The following is a 19,655-nucleotide window of genomic DNA, read 5'->3' as shown; positions in this document are numbered from 1 at the left end:
CGAGAAACCGTCCCGCCGAACCTGCGACGGTCAGGCGCGATAGCCGCGCTGGCGCTCCAGCATCCAACCGGGATATTCCGCCGGCAGCTTCGTCACCGCATCGAGCGCGGCGAGGTCGTCCGCGTCGAGCGACACCTGGGTCGCGGCGATATTGTCGGCGAGCTGGTCGACGCGCTTGGCGCCGACGATCACGCTCGTCACCACCGGCTGATGAAGCAGCCAGGCGAGCGCGACCTGTGCGACGGTGCAGCCCTTGGCCTCGGCGATGCGGCGCATCTCGGGGATCACCACCGAGCCGCGCGTCCGATCGACCGGCGGGAAGTCGAAGCTGGCGCGCCGTCCGTCCGCCGCCTGACCCTCTCCATCGTACTTGCCTGACAGATAGCCGCCGGCCAGCGGGCTCCACACCATCAGCCCGATCTTCTCGGACCGGAGCATCGGCACGATCTCGCGCTCCAGGTCGCGGCCGACCAGCGTGTAATAGGCCTGGAGCGACAGGATCGGCGCGAGCCGCCGTGCCTCGGTTATGCCGACCGCCTTCACCACCTGCCACGCCGCCCAGTTGGACAGGCCGAGATAGCGGACGTGACCATGACGCACGAGCGTGTCGAGCGCCTCCAGCGTCTCTTCGATCGGCGTGGCGGGGTCGAAGCCGTGGATCTGGTAGAGGTCGATATGGTTAAGGCCGAGCCGCTGGAGGCTCTGCTTGCACTGGCTGAGGATATGGCCGCGTGAGGCGCCGCGTGCGTTGGGACCATCGCCCATCGGGCCCAGCACCTTGGTCGCGATCACGACATCGTCGCGCGCGACGCCGAGGTTCTTGAGCGACTGGCCGAGGATGCGCTCGCTTTCGCCCCCGGCATAGACATTGGCGGTATCGATGAAATTGATGCCGGCGTCGAGCGCGGTCCGGACCAGCGTGTCGGCCTCGTCCTGACTAAGTTGGCCGATCTGACCCCATATGCCCTCGCTGCCGCCGAAGGTCATGGTGCCGAGGCAGAGTTCGGATACGAACAGGCCGCTATGGCCGAGCTGGCGCATACGCATGGGAATGGTTCTCCTGATGGGATGGATGAACCCGAGATACGCCGCGAACGTCCGACCGGCGACGCCGATCCGATCAATGTCCTGCCCGATCCTATCAAAGTGAGGCGCAGGCCGGTGTATCTGGAGCACGACGAAGCTAAAGTGCGTTCCATGACGACGCTGTCCGACCTCGCCGAACTGATAGAGCGCCACTGGTTCGTCCATGGCCGCGAAACCCCGATCCCGGGTCTGCTCATCACCCGTGCGGAGGAACCGACCGGTATCATCCGGTCGGTCTATCGGCCCTCCTTCTGCCTGGTCGTGCAGGGTGCCAAGATGTCAATGCTCGGACCCACGCCCTATCATTATGCCGAGGGCCAGTGTCTGCTCGCGTCGGTCGATCTGCCGGTCACATCGCGCATCGTGCGGGCGAGCGTGGAGAAGCCCTATCTGGCGTTGTCGCTGGCGATCGAGCCCGTGACCGTGGCCGAACTGGTGGCGGAGCACCCCGGTGTGCAAGGTCCGGCCGCTGCCTTCAACGCGCTGTCGACCAGTGACCATGACCCGGCGTTGCGCGATCCTCTCAGGCGGCTGCTCGAACTGCTCGACCATCCGGCCGACCGCGCAGTGCTCGCCCCGCTCATCCGGCGCGAGATCGTCTGGCGGTTGCTCGGTGGTACGCTGGGACCGGCGCTGCGTCAGATGGGGCTTGTCGACACGCATGCCGCACGGATCGGTCGGGCTGCGGCCCATATCCGCAACCATTATGCCGAGACGTTGCGGGTGGCGGACCTTGCTGCACTTGCAGGTATGAGCGTCCCCGGCTTCCATCGGCATTTCAAGGTGGTGACGACAATGACGCCGGTGCAGTTCCAGAAGCAGGTGCGGTTGCAGGAGGCGCGTCGCCGCCTGATCTCCGCCGAAGAAGTCGCGCGGGTCGGCTTCGCGATCGGCTATGAAAGCCTGTCGCAGTTCAGCCGTGACTATCGCCGCTTGTTCGGCGCACCGCCCGGCCGCGATGCGGCGGCTCTTCGCGCGCAATTGGTGCCGGAGCCGACTTTGCCCTGATACTTGACTCGGTCAACAAATATGGTCCAGCATGGCGATCATGGAAGATGCAGACATCACCGCCATCCGCCGCTTCAACCGCTTCTACACCCAGACGATCGGCGCGCTTGACGCGCATTTCCTGGGCACGGAGGCGAGCTTGCCCGAAGCGCGCCTGCTGTTCGAGATCGCCACGCGCGAACCGGTGACCGCAACCATGTTGCAGGACGCGCTCGGCATGGATGCGGGCTATCTCAGCCGCTTGGTCAAGCGGTTCGAGAAGCGCGGCTGGATCGTGCGCGAGCGGCGCGAGGACGACGCCCGCGCCCGTGACCTGCGGCTGACCGAAGCGGGGCGGGCGGCCTTCGCGGTCGTCGACCAGCGGCAAAGCAGCGCGGTCGGCGACCTGCTCGGCACCGTGGAAGGGCAGGGGCGGCGCGATCTGATCGAGGCGTTGACGCGGGCGCGGCTGTTGCTCGACCCAGCATCAGGCGGACCGTTCGTCATCCGGTCTTTCCGCACCGGCGAACCCGCACTGGTCGCCGCGCGCCAGTCCGTCCTCTATGCCGAGAGCCATGGCTGGGGTCGCGAACTGGAGGTGATCGAAAGCGAGGTGACGGCGGCCTTTCTCCGCGATTTCGATCCGGCACGCGAGCAATGCTGGATCGCCGAGATCGACGGGGTGATGGCGGGCGCGGTGTTCGTCACCGACGAAGGGGAGGGGATCGCACGGCTGCGCCTGCTCCATGTCGAACCCTTTGCCCGCCGCCGGGGTATCGGCGATGCGCTGGTCGGCGCGTGCGTCAGCTTCGCGCGGGAAACCGGCTATCGCGCGCTGGTGCTGTGGACGCACACGGTGCTGGAGTCGGCCCGTCGCATCTATGCCGCGCACGGCTTCGTGTGTGTCGAGACGGCGATGCACGAGCGGTTCGGCGCTCCGCTTCAGGGGGAAACGTGGCGGCTGGAGCTGGCGGCATGAGCGGTGACCTGACCATCCGCCTTGCGACCGAAGCCGATCTGGGGGCGCTCCGCGAATTGATGACGCTGTCGATCGACCATGGGCAATCAGCGGTGCTCACCCCCGAGCAGATCGTGGCCAGCCGGGCGGTGATGGGGCTCGACACGCAACTGGTGCGCGACCGCACCTATTTCGTGGTCGAGGACCATGGCGTGCCGGTCGGTTGTGGCGGGTGGAGTCGGCGGGCGACGCTCTATGGCGGCGATCATAGCACCGACTTGCGCGATCCGGCGCTGCTCGATCCGGCGAAGGACGCCGCCCGCATCCGGGCCATGTACACGCACCCGGATCACGTCCGGCGCGGGATCGGGCGGATCATCCTCGACGCTTGCGAAAAGGCGGCGCGGGGCGAAGGTTTCACCGCCGTCGAACTGATGGGTACGGCTGGCGGAGTACCGCTTTATGCGGCCTGCGGCTATGAACCGATCGAACGCGCCGATACGGAGGTGGAGGGCGTCGTCGTGCCGTTGACCCGGATGCGGAAGCGGCTGCGTGATATGGCATAGCGGGCCAGCGGCGAAGATTCCGGATGGGCATGTCACACCGGCCATCGCTGCCTCGTCATGGTGTCGGAACCCAAGGAGATCGACCATGACACCCCGTATCGCCAACCCGCACGCTCTGGCCCCGGAAGCGATCAAGGCCATGATGGCGCTGGAGCAGAGCTTTGCGAAGAGCGGGCTCGACCACAATCTACTCAAACTGGTGAAGTACCGCGTATCGCAGATCAACGGCTGCACCTTCTGCCTGCATATGCACTCGACCGATCTGCGCCGTCATGGCGAAAGCGAGATGCGGCTGTACATGCTGAGCGCATGGCGGGAATCGACGCTCTATTCGGATCGCGAGCGGGCGGCGCTCGGATGGGCGGAGGCGTTGACGCGGCTGCCGGAGACGGGTGCACCCGATGCGGACTATGATGCGCTCAAGGCAGTGTTTTCGGATGCGGAGCAGGTGTGGCTGACCATGGCGATCGGCGCGATCAACACCTGGAACCGCCTGCAGGTGGCTTTTCGCGTCGCGCATCCGGTCGACGATGCCTGACACCGCGCTGTTCGAGGCCGAGCGGCCGAGGCTCGTCCGGCTTGCCTATCGCATGACCGGCTCGCTCGCCGAGGCGGAGGATCTGGTGCAGGATGCGTGGCTGCGCTGGTCGCGGGCGGAGGGCGTCGACGCGCCCGCCGCTTGGCTGACGCAGGTGGTCACGCGGCTGTGCCTCGATCACCTGAAGTCGGCGCGGATGCGGCGCGAGACCTATGTCGGCACGTGGCTGCCCGAGCCGCTGCTCGGTACGACCGATCCGAACGAAGTGGCCGATGACCTGACCGTCACGCTGATGCTGGCGATGGAGCGCCTATCGCCCCTCGAGCGGGCGGCGTTCCTGCTCCACGACATATTCGACGTCGACTTGCCCGAGGTCGCGAAGACGCTCGACCGGGCGCCCGCGACCGTGCGGCAACTCGCCTCACGCGCCCGGCGGCATGTCGCCGAGGCGCGGCCACGCTACCCGGTCGACGCGCAGGAGGCGGCGCGGATCACCAGCGCCTTCTTCGCGGCGTCGCGGGACGGCGATCCACGCGCGCTGTCGGACCTGCTCGCGGAAGATGTGGCGATCCATTCGGATGGCGGCGGACGTGTCCCGGCGTTCCACAACGTCATTCGCGGGCTGGCGAAAGCACAACGCCTGTTCGCCGGGTTGCGGCGGAAATATCCCGACGAGCCTGCCGAGCTGATCCGCTTCGCTACGATCGACGGTCTGCCCGGTTATGTCAGCCGTGCAGGAGGCGGCGTACTCCAGACCACCGCGCTCGACATCCGCGGAGGCCGGATCGCGGCGATCTATATCGTCCGCAACCCGGACAAGCTCATCCGCGTCGTAACCGCTCTTCAGACCGGACAGACCGCTGCACGCGGCTGACGCCGGATTGCCATCAGCATCACCAGCGCCGCCGCCGCCATCGCTGCCCCGGCCAGCGACACCACCGGCAATCCCAGTCCGGCGCCGATCACGCCGCCGCCCAGCGCCGCGCCAAAGGCATTGCCGAGGTTGAACGCCCCGACGTTCATCGCCGAGGCAAGGTTCGGCGCGTCCGACGCCGCGACCATCACGCGCATCTGCAGGGGCGGCACGATCGCGAAGCTGGCGATCCCCCAGATCAGGATGGCGACGGCGGCGGGCCATGGCCATTGCATTACCGCCGCGAACGCGACCAGCACCGTGGCGAGGACGGCGAAGCTGCCGATCAGCGTCCGCTCGATCGACCGATCGGCCAGTCGCCCGCCCAAGGTGTTCCCGATCGTCAGCCCGATGCCGTACAGCACCAGCATCGCGGTCACGAAGCCGCTCGATGCGTGGGTTTCCTCGCGCAGGATCGGGACGATATAGGTGAAGACGGTGAACATCGCGCTCGCCCCGACCACGGTCAGCGCCAGCGCCGCCAGCACCGGACCGCGCCGCAACACGCGCAATTCCGCGCGAATGTCTCCGCCCTCGGCAGTCGGGAGCGGCGGCAGGGCAAGGCGGAGCGACAGCATGGCGACCGCGCCCACGCCCGCGATCCCGGCAAAGGCGGTGCGCCATCCGATCGCCTCGCTGACCCAGGCCGCCGCCGGCACGCCGCCGATGGTCGCGACGGTCAGACCGGTAAACATCGCGGCCACCGCGCCCGCGCGCTTGTCCGGCGGCACGAGGCTGGCGGCCACCACCGACCCGACGCCGAAAAAGGCGCCATGGTTGAACGAGGTCACGACCCGCGCGGCCATCAGCATCCAGTATCCGTCCGCCATCGCCGACAGCGCATTGCCTAGCGTGAAGATGCCCATCAACGCGATCAGCAGCGTCCGCCGGTCGATCCGCCCTGTGGTGAGCGTCATCAGCGGCGCGCCGATCAGCACGCCCATCGCATAGGCGCTGACCAGCAGCCCGGCGGCGGGGATCGATACATGCAGGTCGCCCGCGATCACCGGCAACATACCCATCGGCGCGAACTCGGTCACGCCGATGCCGAAGGCGCCGACCGCCAGCGCGATCAGTCCGAGGTTGAACTTCATGATCCTGGCTCCTCAAACCATCGGTGGCGCGAGGCGGGCGAAACCCTCCTGCTGCCGATAGGGGGTGTGCGGATAGGGCGGCAGCACGTCGCTCGCCGCGTCGAGCGCGGCCACATGTTCGGGCGTCAGCGTCCAGCCGACCGCGCCCAGATTGTCGCGCAATTGCGCCTCGTCGCGCGCGCCAATGATCACCGACGACACGGTCGGTCGCCGCAGCAACCAGTTGATCGCGACCTGCGGAACGGTCTTACCGGTCTCGGCCGCCACCGCCTCCAGTGCATCGACGACGCGGTAGAGATGCTCGTCCTCGACCGGCGGCGCGAACTGGGCCGTCTCGTGGAGGCGACTGCCCGCCGGGATCGGCCGCCCACGCCCGATCTTGCCGGTCAACCGCCCCCAGCCGAGCGGGCTCCAGACCAGCGCGCCGACGCCCTGATCCGCCGCCAGCGGCATCAAATCCCATTCGTACGCACGGCCGATCAGCGAGTAATAGACCTGATGCGCGACGAGGCGCGGCCAGCCATGGCGATCGGCCAGGCTTTGCGCCTTCATGATCTGCCAGCCGGGATAGTTGGAGACGCCCGCATAGCGGACCTTGCCGTCGGCGATCAGCCGGTCGAGCGTGCCCATCACCTCCTCTGTCGGGGTGGAGGCGTCGAAGGCGTGAAGCTGGAGCAGGTCGATCCGGTCGGTGCCGAGCCGCCGCAGCGCCGCCTCGACCGCGCCGATCAGCCGTGCCCGCGACGCGCCCCAGTCCTGCGGGCCGTCCCCCATGGGCAGGCCGGTCTTGGTCGAGATGAGCACGGCGTCGCGCCGCCCCTTGATCGCCTCGCCCAACACCTGTTCCGACGCGCCGTCCGAATAGACGTCGGCGGTATCGAACAGTGTGATCCCGGCGTCGAGGCAGATGTCGACCAGCCGCCGAGCCTCAGTGGCGTCGCTTGTGCCCCAGGCGCTGAACAGCGGTCCCTTGCCACCGAAGGTCCCCGCGCCGAACGACAGGGCCGGAACGCGCAGGCCGGACGATCCCAATTGCCGATATTCCATGACACCTCCTTTGCGAATGTCATTGTCAGGCGCATAGATGGCCGGTGAAGCCGCGCTGCGGAACCGCCTGCGGGTGCAAAGGATCTATGCCTTGGACGCAAAGATGACCGGCAATGACGACCGCGCCCGGTCGCTCGCCCTGTTCGCGAGCGTGGTGGAGGCGGGCAGTTTCTCCGCTGCGGGCCGCGCGCTCGGGCTGACGCCCTCGGCGGTCGCGCGCGCGGTCGACCGGATCGAGGCGCGGCTGGGCGTACGACTGCTGCTGCGCTCGACCCGAGCGCTGACGCTGACCGCCGAGGGGCAGGCCTATCTGCTCGCCGCACGCCGCATCCTCGCCGATCTCGACGATGCGGAGCAGCAGATTGCCGACCAAGGCGCGCCGCGTGGACGACTGCGGATCAGCGCGGCGCTGGCACATGGCCGGTTGTGCGTGGTGCCGTTGCTCGGCGACTTCGCGCGCGCCTATCCGCATATCCTGATCGATATCGCGCTCACCGACACGCTGGTCGATGTCGCAGCGGGGCAGGCCGATGTCGCCATCCGCTTCGGGCCGCTTGCCGATAGCGGGCTGACGGCGCGTAAGCTGGGCGAGTCCCGGCGGGTGATCGTGGCATCGCCCGACTATCTGACGCGGGCCGGTACGCCACAGGTGCCGGAGGACCTGCACGCCCACAACTGCCTTAACTTCAGCTTCCGTCGCGCCGAGCCGATCTGGCCGTTCCGTCGTGACGGGAAGGATTTCACACTGTCGGTCGAGGGTGGTATCGTCGCCAACAATGGCGAAACGTTGGGCCATCTCGCGGCGGCCGGTGTCGGCATCACCCGCGTCGGCCGCTTCAGCGTCGCGGCCGAGATTGCCGACGGACGGCTCGTCCCGCTCCTGGAGGACTATAATCCCGGCGACGTCGAACTGATCCACGCCGTCTTCGTCGGTGGCTCCACCACCCCGGCACGCGTACGGGTGTTCGTCGACTTCCTGGTCGAGCGGCTAGGCAGCCCAGTCGGGTGACGGGTGCGATACCGCCGACCGCAAGAAGGCGAAGAGCCGATTATCGTCGCTCATCGCGACATTGAAGCGCAGGTGATCGCGCCAGCCCCCGCTGGTGCTGAACACCGGCCCCGGTGCCAGCACGATGCCCTCAACGAGGGCGCGGCGGGCAAGGTCGACGGCGTCGACGCCATCCGGCAATCGCGCCCATAGGAACAGGCCGGATGCAGGCTCTATCCACGGCTCGATACCGAGCGCGCGCAGTCGTTTGGCGACTTTGGCTGTGGCTCGGGCCAGCCGGGTACGAACGCCGTCCACGTGACGCCGATAGCTGCCATCAGTCAGCACCGCATGGAGCAGATTGGCGGCGAGCGGGCTACCCGCCATCGACGTCGCGATCCGGAGGTCGGCCAGCCCTTCGATCCAGTCGGGCCGCGCCGCAATATGGCCGCAGCGGACCGCCGCCGATAGCGACTTGGAGAAGCTGCCGATCCGGATCGTCCGGTCGAGCCCGTCGAACGCCGCCAGACGGGGCGAAGGCGTGTGTTCGAAGTCGGCGAAGATATCGTCCTCGATGACGACCATGTCATGCGCCTCCGCGATCTTGAGCAGCCGGTGCGCGGTGGCGGCGGCGAGCGACGCGCCGGTCGGGTTATGGACGGCCGAGTTCGTCAGGTAGAAGCGCGGGCGATGCGTCGCCGCAGCCTCGGCGAAGGCGGCAACGTCCGGACCGGTCGGCGTCATCGGCACACCCACCACCATTGCCCGGTGTGCCCGGAGGAGCGCCAGGAAGTTGAAGTAGCAGGGATCGTCGACCAGCACCGTATCGCCGGGTTGGAGCAGGAAACGGCACACCAGATCGAGCGCATGGGTGCCGCTGTCGGTCAGCAGGATCTGGTCGGGTCCGGCCTCGATCCCCTGATCCGCCATTCGCCGTGCGAGCAACGCCCGGAGCGGCGGCGAGCCCAGGGGTGACGCGTAGCCCGCCAGCGTGCCCTCATCGTCCGATCGCGCCACCCCGCGCATCGCCTTGCGAAGCGCGTCGCCCGCCAGCCAGTCATCGGGCAACCAGCCGCATCCCGGCATCAGTTCGTGGCGGCGCTCGCCCAGCGACTGGCGCAGCATCCAGAGCGGATCGACCTCGCGTTCTCGCATGGTAGCGAGCCGATCCAGCGCCAGCGGGGCCAAGGGTGCGGCAACATAAAAGCCCGACCCCGGTCGCGAGCGGATCACACCTTCCGCTGCGAGCCGGTCATAGGCCTCGACCACCGTCGAGCGGGCGACGCCGCTCGTCTCGGCCATGGCGCGGATGGATGGCAGCCGTGCGCCGGGCGTCAGCGTGCGGGCGTCGATCCGGTCGCGGATCGCGCGGACCACCATGCCGGTGCGGGTTTCGTCGGGGGCGCTCACCATCGTACTGCCGTTCTTACCATTACAGTTCGGCATGATCGTACCGATGTGTATCTTTCAGCGCCAGTTGTCACGCGATACGACGGGCCATCATCAACAGGAGATGCCCGTGACCCGCCCCTTCCGCCTCGTCGACGTATTCGGCACCGATCCGCTGACCGGCAATCCGCTGGCCGTCATCGCCGATGCCGATGGCCTGACGACGGACGAGATGCAGGCGATCGCAAGCTGGTTGAACTTCTCGGAGACGACCTTCCTGCTGCCGCCGACCGATCCGTCCGCCGACTATCGCGTCCGCATCTTTACCATGGCGCACGAACTGCCCTTCGCCGGGCACCCGACCTTGGGCAGTGCGCATGCATGGGCGGAATCGGGCGGACAGCCGAAGCGGGACGGCGTGATCGTGCAGGAATGCGGCGTCGGGCTGGTGACGATCCGGCGCGATGGCGACCAGGTTGCCTTTGCCGCCCCTCCGCTATTGCGCGGTGGCGTCCCGACCGAGGCGGAGATCGCACAGGTTGCGGAATTGCTCCGGATCGACCGCGCGGCGATCATCGACGCCGCCTGGGCTGACAATGGACCGGGCTGGATCGCGGTCATGCTGGAGTCGGCGGAGGCCGTGCTGGCGGTTGAACCGGCGCGGCATCATCCCGAGCATATCGACATCGGAATCGTCGGACCGCATGCACCCGGCAGCGAGGTGGCGTTCGAACTGCGCGCACTCTTCACCGACGCACATGGCGGGCTGATCGAGGATCCGGTGACCGGCAGCCTCAACGCCTCGGTCGGCCAGTGGCTGTTCGCCAGTGGTCGGGCCAGCGGCAGTTATGTCGCCGCGCAGGGCACACGCCTTGGACGGAGCGGACGCATCCATGTCTCGCAGGACGAGACCGGGCAGGTCTGGGTCGCCGGTGCAACTCGGACACTGTTCTCCGGGCGGACGCAAGGGTGATGCAGGTCGCGGTCCTGACCTTCGATGGCTTCAACGAACTGGATTCGTTCGTGGCCGCTGCGATCATCAACCGGCTGCGCCCGCATGGCTGGGCTGCGCACATCACCGCACCGACCGAGACGGTGACGTCGTTGAACGGCGTCACGATCCACCGCCAGCGGCCATTGGAATTCCTCGAAGAGGCGGATGCGGTGCTGATCGGCAGCGGCGCTCGCACACGTGAGATTGCCGCCGATGGAGCAATGTTGGCCCGGCTTCGCCTCGACCCAACGCAGCAGTTGATCGCGGCGCAGTGTTCGGGGACCTTGTTGTTGGCCAAGCTGGGCCTGATCGGCGATCTGCCAGCCTGCACCGACCTCACCACCAAGCCGTGGGTGGTGGAAGCCGGTGTCACCGTCATCGACGCACCGTTCGCCGCTCATGGCAATGTCGCGACGGCAGGTGGCTGTCTTGCTGCGCCCTATCTGGCCGCGTGGATGATCGCGCGGGGAGGCGCCCCCGAACTGGCGCGCGCGGCGCTCCACTATGTCGCGCCGGTCGGCGAGAAGGCGCGCTTCGTCGACCATGCCATGACGGTCGTCACGGGCGAGTTGGCGTTCGCCTGACCCGCCCGCGCACTCAATCCTCGAGTGTCACGCCTGCGGACCGTCCCAGCCCTCCAGGACGATCTTGCCCCGCGTCGTGGCACTCTCGATGCGGCGGTGCGCCTCGATCAGGTTGGCGGCGTTGATCGGCGAGAGCGTGTCGGTGGCCGTGGTGCGGATGCGCCCCTCGTCCACAAGCCCGGCGATCGCATCCAGCAGGCGACCCTGCTCGCCGACGTCCGGTGTGTCGAAGAGCGACCGGGTGAACATGAATTCCCAATGGACCGACACCGCCTTGCGCTTGAAGGCGACGATGTCGAGGCTGGCGGGATCATCGATCAGCGCGAAGCGCCCCTGCGGCGCGACCATCTCGGCGATGTCGGCCAGATGGCGATCGGTATGGGTGGTCGAGAAGACGAAGGCGGGTGCGCCCATCTCCAGCGCAGCGATCTGCGGTGCCATGGGCTGGGAATGATCGATGACATGATGCGCGCCGAGTTCGCGCACCCAGTCTTGCGTCTCGGCGCGGGAGGCGGTGGCGATCACGGTCAGGTCGGTGCGGGCCCGCGCGATCTGGATCGCCGCGGAACCGACACCACCCGCGCCGCCGATGATCAGGATGGCGCGGGCACCGCCGGCCGGCTGGTCGTCGACCTTCAACCGGTCGAACAGGGTTTCCCAGGCCGTGATGGCCGTCAGCGGCAGCGCCGCCGCCTCTGCGAAGCCGATGCTGCGGGGGCGATGGCCGACGATCCGCTCGTCGACCAGCTGATATTCGGCATTACTGCCGTCGCGGATCAGGTTTCCCGCATAGAAGACCTCGTCACCCACTTTGAAGCGGGTGGCCTCCGGGCCGACCGCCTCGACCACGCCCGCCGCATCCCAGCCAAGGACGCGTTCGTCGCGCCCGTCGAACGGCGCGGCGCTGGTGCGAATCTTCGCGTCGACCGGGTTCACCGAGATGGCTCGGACCGCGACCAGGATATCACGCCCGGTCGGAATGGGCCGTGGCAGTTCGACGTCGATCAGGGCATCGGCCCGGTTAATCGGGCCGGGCTGGCGATAGGCTATGGCGCGCATGGGTCTTGCTCCTTCTGCTGACGCACGCGAGATAGGGACGGTGTCAGCTTATGTCGTAGGCACAAAAAACGCTCATAGTGTCGAAAAGGATACCGCCCGATGGCGAAAGCCCGTCACTCCCGCCTCGATTGTACCCCGGGCTGCGCCGTCGAGGCGGCCGTGAGCCTGATCGACGGCAAGTGGAAGGCGGTGATCCTCTATCATCTCCAGGACGGAACCACGCGCTTCAACGAATTGCGCCGCCGCGCTGGTGACGTGACGCCGCGCATGCTGATCAATCAGTTGCGGGAGCTGGAGGCCGATGGCCTGATGGAGCGCGAGGTCTTCGCCCAGGTGCCGCCGCGCGTCGAATACAGCCTGTCCGATCGCGGCCGATCCCTGTCGCCGATCATCGCGGCGCTGAAGGATTGGGGCGACGCGAACATGGATCTCTTCGCGCGGCGGTGACCATTCGGCCGAATCGCCATCTTTCTCGTTCGACCGGGATAGGTCCTACCCCCGCGTTCCCGCGATATAGCGCGAGACATTGTCGGCCAGGACGTTCAACGGCACATTGCCGCCGTCCACCACCGCCTGATCGAAATCGCGCAGGTCGTAGCGGGGGCCGAGCGCCGCCTTGGCGCGGTCGCGCTGGGCGACGATCTCGGCGCGGCCGACCTCATAGCCGCAAGCCTGACCCGGCCACGCGCAATAGCGGTCCACCTCGCTCACCGCGTTGCTGCGGGGCAGGCCGGTGGCGGCGATGAACTCGGTCAGCGCCTGGTTGCGCGACCAGCCGATGGCGTGGATGCCGGTATCGACGATCAGCCGCACCGCGCGCCACGCCAGTCCCATCAGATACCCCAGCCGCCCGGCCGGATCGTCGGCATACATGCCCAGTTCGTCCGCGAGTTGCTCGGCATAGAGCGCCCAGCCCTCCGAATAGGCGTTGAACGCCAGGATCGAGCGGATCAGCGGCAGGGCCTGCGCGTATTCGCCCTGCCAGACATGGCCCGGAATACCTTCGTGATAGACGAGATCGGGGATGGTCACCCGGTTGTGGATGGTCGGGTCGCCCAGATTGACCCAGACCTTGCCCGGCTCTCGCCCGTCGATGGTGCCGGGTCCGCCATAGGCCGCCGGAGCCCCCGCTTCCTGGGCGAGCGGCATGCGTCGGATCTCCAGATGGCCGCGCGCCAGGCGGCGGAATGCATCGGGAAGGCGGGGCCGGATCGCGTCGATCCGCGCCTGCATATAAGCGACGATCTGCTTCCGCCCCTCGTCATTGTCGGGAAAGCCGATGCCCGGGCGACGCTGATAGGCGATGGCGCGCTCGGCAACGCTGCCCTGGGTCAGGCCTTCCTTGCGCAGGATCGCGTCCATTTGCGCCTGAAGATCGGCCAGGCGCGCGCGACCCATCTGGTGAAGCTCGGTAGGGCTGCGGCGAGTGGTCGTACTGGCGCGCAAGCCCCAGGCATACCATTCGGGACCATGGGGGCGGCTGCCCATTCCCGCCGCATCGGTCGCGACCGCGCGCTGGGCGTGCAACTCGGCCAGCTGTCGCTCCAGCGCGGGCAGAATGCCCGAGCGCACGATCCGCGTCGCGCGCACTGTCCAGTCGCCCGGGATCGCCTGGGTCTTGCGCGCCAGAGGTCCCACCAGCGGGCCGTCGGCGTTCGCCGCTTCGGCGATGGTGCGGGTCATGCCGGTGATGGTCTTGTCGAGCAGGAAGGCGGGCGGAACCAGCCCCTGTTCGCGCGCCTGGCGGATACGCACCGTCTCGCCGTCCAACTGCGCGGCCATGGCGGCTAGGCGGGCGAGATAGGCCTCGGCATCGGTAGCGTTGCGGACCGGTTGGTCACCGTCCAGCATCTGCGGCACGTCGAGCCACGCGCCGACATTCTGGATGACGCCATAGGGCGTGTTGCGCCAGTCGCCGATGGTTGCGACGCCATAAGGCAGGGCCATGCCGTCGAGCGCGGTACGGAAGGCGGTTTCGACCACGGCGATGCTGGTCGCGGTCGAGGGATCCAGCCCGGTGCGGGGCAACCGCGCCAGTTGCTTCAGGCTTTGGGTCAGGAAACTCTGGCGTGCGGCCACCCCGGCGGGCGAGCGATCTTCCAATCGCCGCCGGAGATCGGCTTGCGCGCCCTCGTCCACGCCGAGTGACGTCGCCCGCTCCGGGATCAGCGGCAGCAGGCCCTGCGCGATCCGGTCGAGCAGCGCGGCCGGGTTCGTGGGCGGTACCGCGCCATGCAGGGCGGTCGTGGCGGTCAGGGCGGTGGCGCCGGTCAGGGTGTCGCGGCGCGAGAAAAGGTGGGTCATGCGATAGTGATGACCAGCCGTCCCGCTCGCGTCAAATGTTCGCGACCGCTTATGCATTCTTCCTCCTTGTCGAGGGGAGGTGAAGGGATTTCAACACGATGTCGTCGCCCGTCATGCTCGGTCAGGGCTGACGACGACTTCCTATCGCGAGCAGCGCGAAGCACAGCAGGCTTGCGCCATGCAGAAGATAATGGACCGGGCGCGCGGTGCCGGACATCATCAACAGCGCGATATCCCCCACCGGGATGACGAGCGTTGCCGTCAGTACGATGGTCAGCGCTCGCCACCGCGCCGACAAGGTCAAGCCGAGCAGATACAGTGCCAGCGCCACATCCCGCAGTCCGATGGCCCGGACGAAGGTCGTCGCGGCGACGTCTCGGGTCGGCACGCCGTAGAAGCTCGCGCCCATCTGCGGCATAGTCAGGAAGAACAGCCCCAGCAGGAGGAACACCACCGACAGCGCGACGGTCGTGACCGCGAATGGATGGAACCTTGTCATCGGGGTCCCTCCATCGACCAATTACACGCTTCTTACAAAGAGTTACGGGAACTTCCGTTCCGCGCTTTCGCTGCTGTACCCAAGACGGGAGAAAAGCCATGAGCACAGCCATTCGCGATACCAAGCCCGGCGACCCTTCGCGGTTGCCCGATCCGACGGTCGAGGCCAAGCATCCGGCCTCGCTGCGCAAGGCGTGGCTGATCGGCGCGGCGGCGGCGGGCGTGGTGACGGGCGCGCTGTGGCTGACGCGCGGATCGGCGCGGGGGAAGGGGGAGGTCGCCTATGCCCCGGTGGACATGCTGAAGCCCGTCGCGCCCGATATCTGGATCGTCGACAGCGGTCCGATCAGCGCGATGGGCCTGACGCTGCCGGTGCGGATGACGGTCGTCCGGCTGAAGGACGGCGGGTTGTGGCTTCACTCGCCGACCCGCCACACGCCCGCGCTGGAACGGGCGCTGGCGGACCTGGGACCGGTGCGGCATCTGGTCGCGCCGACCGTCGCCCATTGGACGTTCCTGGAGGCGTGGCAACGGGCCTGTCCCGACGCGACCAGTTGGGCGGTACCGGCGCTTCGCGATCGCGGCGCGGTCCGGCGATCGGGGGTGCGGATCGACCGCGATTTGGTGGATACGGCGCCGGCGGAATGGGCCGACACCATCGAGCAGGGGATGGTCCGGGGCGGAGCGGGCTTCGAGGAAGCCTGGTTCCTCCACCGGGACAGCCGCACCCTGATACTCGCCGATCTGATCGAGAATCTGGAACCCGCCAAATTGCCGCCCGTCACCGCCGCGGTGATGCGCGCGACGCTGGCGACCCGCGCGACCACGGGCGTTCATGTCCGCGCCGCGCTGACCCTGGGCGGGGAAGCGACGCGAGCGGCAATCCGCCGCATGGTCGCGACCGCGCCAGAGCGGGTGATCTTCGCCCATGGCACCCCGTTCGACAGCGACGGCGCGGCGCGGTTGCGGCGGGCCTTCGGCTGGGCCGCCCCTGACGATGCTGTCCCCGTACCGGGATAGGCACAGGATACCCCTTCGCTATTTGAGCACGAGCGCGGCATCGACGAGCTTCGCGTCGTGCATCTGGTTCAGATAGGCTTCGTAATAGGCCTTGTGAGACGCGCCGACGACCGCAAGCAGCCGGGTGCCGGGCTTCCAGCCGAGCACGGCGCGGATGTTGGCGACCATGCGCAGGTTACGGGTTTCCCAATAGGCGACATATTGCCGCCCATAGGCCTGAGGCGAGGGTTCGTTCAGCGCCGCGCCCCAGTCGGACCGATAGGCTTCCGCGCCATAGGCGGGCGCGTTGTACGCGCGGTACAGGTCGAGCAGCCCATCGGGACGACCGAGGCCCGCACTCAACGCATTTCCCTGCGCGATCCGGGCCTTGGTCGCGGGGTTGTCCCAGGCGGCCGTCAGAGCCGCGCCATAGGCCTTGTCGTCCACCGGAGCGCCCGAGGAGGACTGGTCGTCGACGCCCCAAACCCGCTCCAGCCCCAGTCGCGCGGCGAGTGCCGCGACGATCAGGCTGTCCTCGCTCTTCCTGGCCACCCTCTTGTCCAGATAGGCGGCGAGGTCGGCGGTGAGACCATCGGCGGCGCGGCGTTCCGTTGCGGGCAGGCGGAGCCATTGGACCAGCGCCGATGTCGGTTCTCCGGCAGCCAGAAAGAGCAGCGCGAGGCGGCGACGCTCGGCGGGGGAGGGCGAGGCGGGCCAGTTCGCCAGCCGCCGCTCGATCTCCCCATTGGCGGCGGGCACGCTCAGCCCGGCGGCGGTTCCGGCGGCCGTGGGGTCGTAGCAATAGCTCTCGACGGACGATGCCTGACGCGCGCCTTGAGCGCGCAAGCTGAAGCACAGCAGGCCCGACATATTCTCATTGGCGATCGCCGTCGGTTTCCAGCGGGTGAGGCGGGTGAGCAGCGGCTCGACCATCTCGGGGCCGATATTGCCGGGCAGTTGGGACAGATGCGGCGTGCCGAGAACCAGCACCTCGTTCGGGCGGCCCGCAATCGGCCCTTTCAGCATGTCCGGATGAAAGGACGGGCGATACTCCTGCCCCGATGCGGGCGACAGGGCGGCGGTCAGGCAGAGGGCGGCGCCCAGCAGGGATGTGCGCATCGGCTTCGCTTTCGATCGGTCGTGGATGGAGGTCGGCGGATGGTCGTTCTGGGTGCTCTAGTCGTGACGCAGGGCCCAGGCCGGGGCCGCACGGCTCGCGCGCAGGGCTTGGCCGAGCACGGTGAGCACCGCGATGACGAGCGCGAGGACGGACGCGCCGACGAAGAAGACCGGCGACAGTGCGATACGGTCGTCGAACCCGGCCAGCCATGTCCGCATCGCGACGAATGCCAGCGGCCAGGCAATCAGGTTCGCCAGCAGCACGGGGCGCAGGAACTGGCCGACCAGCAGCCTGACGATATCGGCCGAGGACGCCCCCAGCGTCTTGCGGATGCCGATCTCCTTCACCCGCCGCTGCGTGTTGAAGGACGCCAGCCCCCATAGACCCACGCAGCCGATCAGCACGGCCAGGCTCGCCCCGATGCCGAACAGCCGCGTGGCGCGATCATCCTCATCATAGAAGGTCTGGAGCAGCTGGTCGCCGGTATCCGCCCGGAACGGGGCTTCCGGTGCCACCCGGACCCAGGCGGCACGGACGGCGTCGCGCACCGTGCGCGGATCGCCCGTAAAGCGCATCGTCGCAACGGGATAGGGCACGATGCCGTGGGTATAGGTGTAATAGACCGGCGTGGTGGGCAGGCGGGGCGAGAAGAAGCGCAGGTCATCGACCACACCGACGATGGTCATCGCGCGGGGCCACACCGCCGTCTTGCCGATCGCATCCTGTGGCGAAGCGAAGCCGAGCGCGGTGACGGTCTTGCGGGAAATGACGATGTTGCCTGCTTCGCCCTTTTGCCCGTTCGTCGTGTCGTCCATCCGGTGCGCGTCATCCAGCAATCGGCCCGCCACGGGCTTCGTGCCGAACAGGCGGAAAAAGTCCGATCCGACATGGATATGCCGGACGGCGGGCCCCGGCCCGGGCCGCCCCGCCAGAAGCAGATTGTCGGCATTGTTGTTTCCGACATCGCCCAGCCCGGTATCGGAGGTCGTCACCATCGACACGCCGGGCACGCGGCGGAAGGCGGCGATCAGGGCGGGGTGCTTAGCCGGATCGACATAGCCCAGCCACGGGGCGACGAGCAGGCCTTCGCGCTGGAAGCCCAGATCGGCGGCGCGGACATGCCGGGTCTGCGCGACAAGCACCCCCGCGCCGATCAGGAAGGCGATCACCAGGGCGAACTGCCCCATGACGAGCAGCTCCCGCACCCGCGTCCCCGCGCGCCCGCCGCCCGGCGAGCGTGCCGAGGCAAGGACCGCCGCCGCCGGAAATCGCGACAGGAGCAGCGCCGGGTAGAAGCCCGCCGGAATGCCGACGCCGATGGCCAGCAGCACGAGCACCGGTACGACCTGCGCATAGGGCATGCTCAGCGACAGCCCGCCCGCCGCATTGACCAGCGGCAGGCCAAGCTCGGCCAGCATCAGCCCCAGCATGCCCGCCACCCCGGCGGCCAGGATCGCCTCGCCCAGAAACTGGCGGACCAGCATGACCCGGTCGGCACCCAGGACCTTGCGCATCGCGACCTCGCGCGCCCGCAGTCCGGCACGGGCACTCGCCAGATTGACGTAATTGACGATCGCGATCAGCAGCGTCAGCACGCCGACCAGACCCAGCGTCACGATGGTCAGCTTGCGGCTGGCGCTCTCCTGGCCGGATGGCTGGAGATGCGCCTCGGTCAGGGGCAGCAACGGCAGGCCGATCCGCGTCGCCGCGTCGTCGCCCAGGTCGCGACGCCCATGCCGGGTGACGAAGCCGGGCATTTTCTCCTCAAACGCCTTGGCGGCCGCGGCATTGGGGAAGCGGAGATAGGTTTTGAGCGAGGTGCTGCCCCAATGGTTCCACCACTCGCCCAGGTCGCTGGTCGGCAATCTGGCGAGGATCGAGAATTTGAAATCGGTCGTCTTGGGCAGATCCTCGAAGACGCCGGTCACCCGGTGCGGCGCGGTCTTGTCGAGCGCGAGCGTCAGGGTCTGGCCGATCGGATCGGCCTCGCCGAAATATTTCTTGGCGGCGGAGCGGCTGAGGATCACGCTCGCGGGATCGGCGAGCGCGGTGGCCTTGTCGCCCGCCACCCATGGCAGGTCGAACACCTGGAGGAAGCTGGCGTCGACCTGGCCGATATCGTCGAAGGTGGCGATCCCGCCCCGGACCACGCTGCCCCCGTCCTTGCCGTCCATATTGGTGCCACCCATGAAGCGGGTGCCGACCAGACCGGGCAGGTCCTGCCGCAGTTCGTCCAGAAGCCCGCCCATCGTGCTGGGATAGCGGCCCGCGAAGGGGCCGTCGGCGCGCTTCCAGTCGGTCTGGACCAGATAGATTTCGTCATGATGCGGCAGCCATGTCTCGAAGCTCGTTTCGAACCGGACATAGAGGGCGAGGACGAAGAACACCGCGATCCCGACGGCGAGGCCGCCGATGTTGAGCGCCGCGTAAAGCTTGTGGCGCGTCAGCGAGCGATAGAGCGAGGTGAAGGCGAAGCGGTTCATCGTCCTGCTCCTGAAACCACGCATGGGACGAAGGCGCCAGCTTTGGCG

General features: G+C 67.9%; 19 protein-coding genes. 10 read left to right on the top strand and 9 right to left on the bottom strand.

Annotation, left to right across the window (positions count from 1 at the left end; genetic code table 11):
* Positions 1-30: 30 nt before the first annotated feature.
* Positions 31-1,047, bottom strand: coding sequence for an aldo/keto reductase (locus tag OXQ33_RS04390; protein ID WP_267433457.1), 1,017 nt, complete (start codon positions 1,045-1,047; stop codon positions 31-33).
* 150 nt (positions 1,048-1,197) lie between these two features.
* Here OXQ33_RS04390 and OXQ33_RS04385 point away from each other — a divergent pair, with 150 nt between their 5' ends.
* From OXQ33_RS04385 to OXQ33_RS04365, 5 genes are all read left to right on the top strand, one after another.
* Positions 1,198-2,094 (top strand): AraC family transcriptional regulator, encoded by an 897-nt coding sequence (locus OXQ33_RS04385; RefSeq protein ID WP_267433456.1) that lies wholly within the window; start codon positions 1,198-1,200, stop codon positions 2,092-2,094.
* A gap of 40 nt (positions 2,095-2,134) precedes the next feature.
* Positions 2,135-3,052 carry a helix-turn-helix domain-containing GNAT family N-acetyltransferase gene (locus OXQ33_RS04380; protein ID WP_267433455.1) on the top strand — a complete coding sequence of 306 codons (918 nt, stop codon included), beginning with the start codon at positions 2,135-2,137 and terminating at the stop codon, positions 3,050-3,052.
* Positions 3,049-3,597 (top strand): GNAT family N-acetyltransferase, encoded by a 549-nt coding sequence (locus tag OXQ33_RS04375; RefSeq protein WP_267433454.1) that lies wholly within the window; start codon positions 3,049-3,051, stop codon positions 3,595-3,597. The genes OXQ33_RS04380 and OXQ33_RS04375 overlap by 4 nt, the downstream gene beginning before the upstream one ends.
* Before the next feature lie 85 nt (positions 3,598-3,682).
* Complete coding sequence (locus OXQ33_RS04370) at positions 3,683-4,135, top strand: carboxymuconolactone decarboxylase family protein (RefSeq protein ID WP_267433453.1); 453 nt, start codon at positions 3,683-3,685, stop codon at positions 4,133-4,135.
* A complete protein-coding gene (locus tag OXQ33_RS04365) occupies positions 4,128-5,009 on the top strand; it encodes a sigma-70 family RNA polymerase sigma factor (protein WP_267433452.1) in 882 nt (293 codons plus the stop codon). Before OXQ33_RS04370 ends, OXQ33_RS04365 begins: the two co-directional genes overlap by 8 nt.
* On the opposite strand, the gene OXQ33_RS04360 is transcribed toward OXQ33_RS04365, so the two are convergent.
* Together OXQ33_RS04360 and OXQ33_RS04355 are read right to left on the bottom strand one after the other, a co-directional pair.
* Positions 4,979-6,142 (bottom strand): MFS transporter, encoded by a 1,164-nt coding sequence (locus tag OXQ33_RS04360; RefSeq protein WP_267433451.1) that lies wholly within the window; start codon positions 6,140-6,142, stop codon positions 4,979-4,981. The two genes, OXQ33_RS04365 and OXQ33_RS04360, sit on opposite strands and share 31 nt — an antisense overlap.
* A 12-nt stretch (positions 6,143-6,154) precedes the next feature.
* Positions 6,155-7,189: an aldo/keto reductase gene (locus OXQ33_RS04355; protein WP_267433450.1), complete on the bottom strand. Its 1,035-nt coding sequence runs from the start codon at positions 7,187-7,189 to the stop codon at positions 6,155-6,157.
* Positions 7,190-7,280: 91 nt separating this feature from the next.
* On the opposite strand from OXQ33_RS04355, the gene OXQ33_RS04350 reads away from it, so the two are divergent.
* On the top strand, positions 7,281-8,198 hold the full coding sequence (locus OXQ33_RS04350) for a LysR family transcriptional regulator (RefSeq protein WP_267433449.1): 918 nt from the start codon (positions 7,281-7,283) through the stop codon (positions 8,196-8,198).
* Here OXQ33_RS04350 and OXQ33_RS04345 read toward each other — a convergent pair.
* Positions 8,178-9,590 carry a PLP-dependent aminotransferase family protein gene (locus OXQ33_RS04345; protein ID WP_267433448.1) on the bottom strand — a complete coding sequence of 471 codons (1,413 nt, stop codon included), beginning with the start codon at positions 9,588-9,590 and terminating at the stop codon, positions 8,178-8,180. The genes OXQ33_RS04350 and OXQ33_RS04345 overlap by 21 nt on opposite strands.
* Before the next feature lie 106 nt (positions 9,591-9,696).
* Between OXQ33_RS04345 and OXQ33_RS04340 the strand changes: the two genes are divergently transcribed.
* Together OXQ33_RS04340 and OXQ33_RS04335 are read left to right on the top strand one after the other, a co-directional pair.
* A complete protein-coding gene (locus tag OXQ33_RS04340) occupies positions 9,697-10,539 on the top strand; it encodes a PhzF family phenazine biosynthesis protein (RefSeq protein WP_267433477.1) in 843 nt (280 codons plus the stop codon).
* Complete coding sequence (locus OXQ33_RS04335; RefSeq protein WP_267433476.1) at positions 10,539-11,144, top strand: DJ-1/PfpI family protein; 606 nt, start codon at positions 10,539-10,541, stop codon at positions 11,142-11,144. The genes OXQ33_RS04340 and OXQ33_RS04335 overlap by 1 nt, the downstream gene beginning before the upstream one ends.
* Before the next feature lie 27 nt (positions 11,145-11,171).
* On the opposite strand, the gene OXQ33_RS04330 is transcribed toward OXQ33_RS04335, so the two are convergent.
* A complete protein-coding gene (locus OXQ33_RS04330; RefSeq protein ID WP_267433447.1) occupies positions 11,172-12,203 on the bottom strand; it encodes a zinc-binding alcohol dehydrogenase family protein in 1,032 nt (343 codons plus the stop codon).
* 99 nt (positions 12,204-12,302) lie between these two features.
* On the opposite strand from OXQ33_RS04330, the gene OXQ33_RS04325 reads away from it, so the two are divergent.
* Positions 12,303-12,650, top strand: a complete 348-nt coding sequence (locus OXQ33_RS04325; protein ID WP_267433446.1) for a winged helix-turn-helix transcriptional regulator — start codon at positions 12,303-12,305, stop codon at positions 12,648-12,650.
* A gap of 45 nt (positions 12,651-12,695) precedes the next feature.
* On the opposite strand, the gene OXQ33_RS04320 is transcribed toward OXQ33_RS04325, so the two are convergent.
* Both OXQ33_RS04320 and OXQ33_RS04315 read right to left on the bottom strand, forming a co-directional pair.
* Complete coding sequence (locus OXQ33_RS04320; RefSeq protein WP_267433445.1) at positions 12,696-14,507, bottom strand: DUF885 domain-containing protein; 1,812 nt, start codon at positions 14,505-14,507, stop codon at positions 12,696-12,698.
* Positions 14,508-14,628: 121 nt separating this feature from the next.
* Positions 14,629-15,006: a DUF4267 domain-containing protein gene (locus OXQ33_RS04315; protein WP_267433444.1), complete on the bottom strand. Its 378-nt coding sequence runs from the start codon at positions 15,004-15,006 to the stop codon at positions 14,629-14,631.
* A gap of 98 nt (positions 15,007-15,104) precedes the next feature.
* Between OXQ33_RS04315 and OXQ33_RS04310 the strand changes: the two genes are divergently transcribed.
* A complete protein-coding gene (locus OXQ33_RS04310; RefSeq protein WP_267433443.1) occupies positions 15,105-16,025 on the top strand; it encodes a DUF4336 domain-containing protein in 921 nt (306 codons plus the stop codon).
* Between the two features lie 18 nt (positions 16,026-16,043).
* Here the strand turns inward: OXQ33_RS04310 and OXQ33_RS04305 are convergent, their stop codons facing one another.
* Positions 16,044-17,123 (bottom strand): DUF5694 domain-containing protein, encoded by a 1,080-nt coding sequence (locus OXQ33_RS04305; RefSeq protein ID WP_267433442.1) that lies wholly within the window; start codon positions 17,121-17,123, stop codon positions 16,044-16,046.
* A gap of 57 nt (positions 17,124-17,180) precedes the next feature.
* Complete coding sequence (locus OXQ33_RS04300; RefSeq protein WP_267433441.1) at positions 17,181-19,607, bottom strand: ABC transporter permease; 2,427 nt, start codon at positions 19,605-19,607, stop codon at positions 17,181-17,183.
* Between the last annotated feature and the right edge of the window lie 48 nt (positions 19,608-19,655).

Source organism: Sphingomonas sp. GM_Shp_1 (assembly GCF_026540895.1).
GTDB lineage: Bacteria > Pseudomonadota > Alphaproteobacteria > Sphingomonadales > Sphingomonadaceae > Sphingomonas.
Note: the sequence above shows the minus strand (reverse complement) of the source record. Positions and strands in the feature narration are given on the sequence as shown.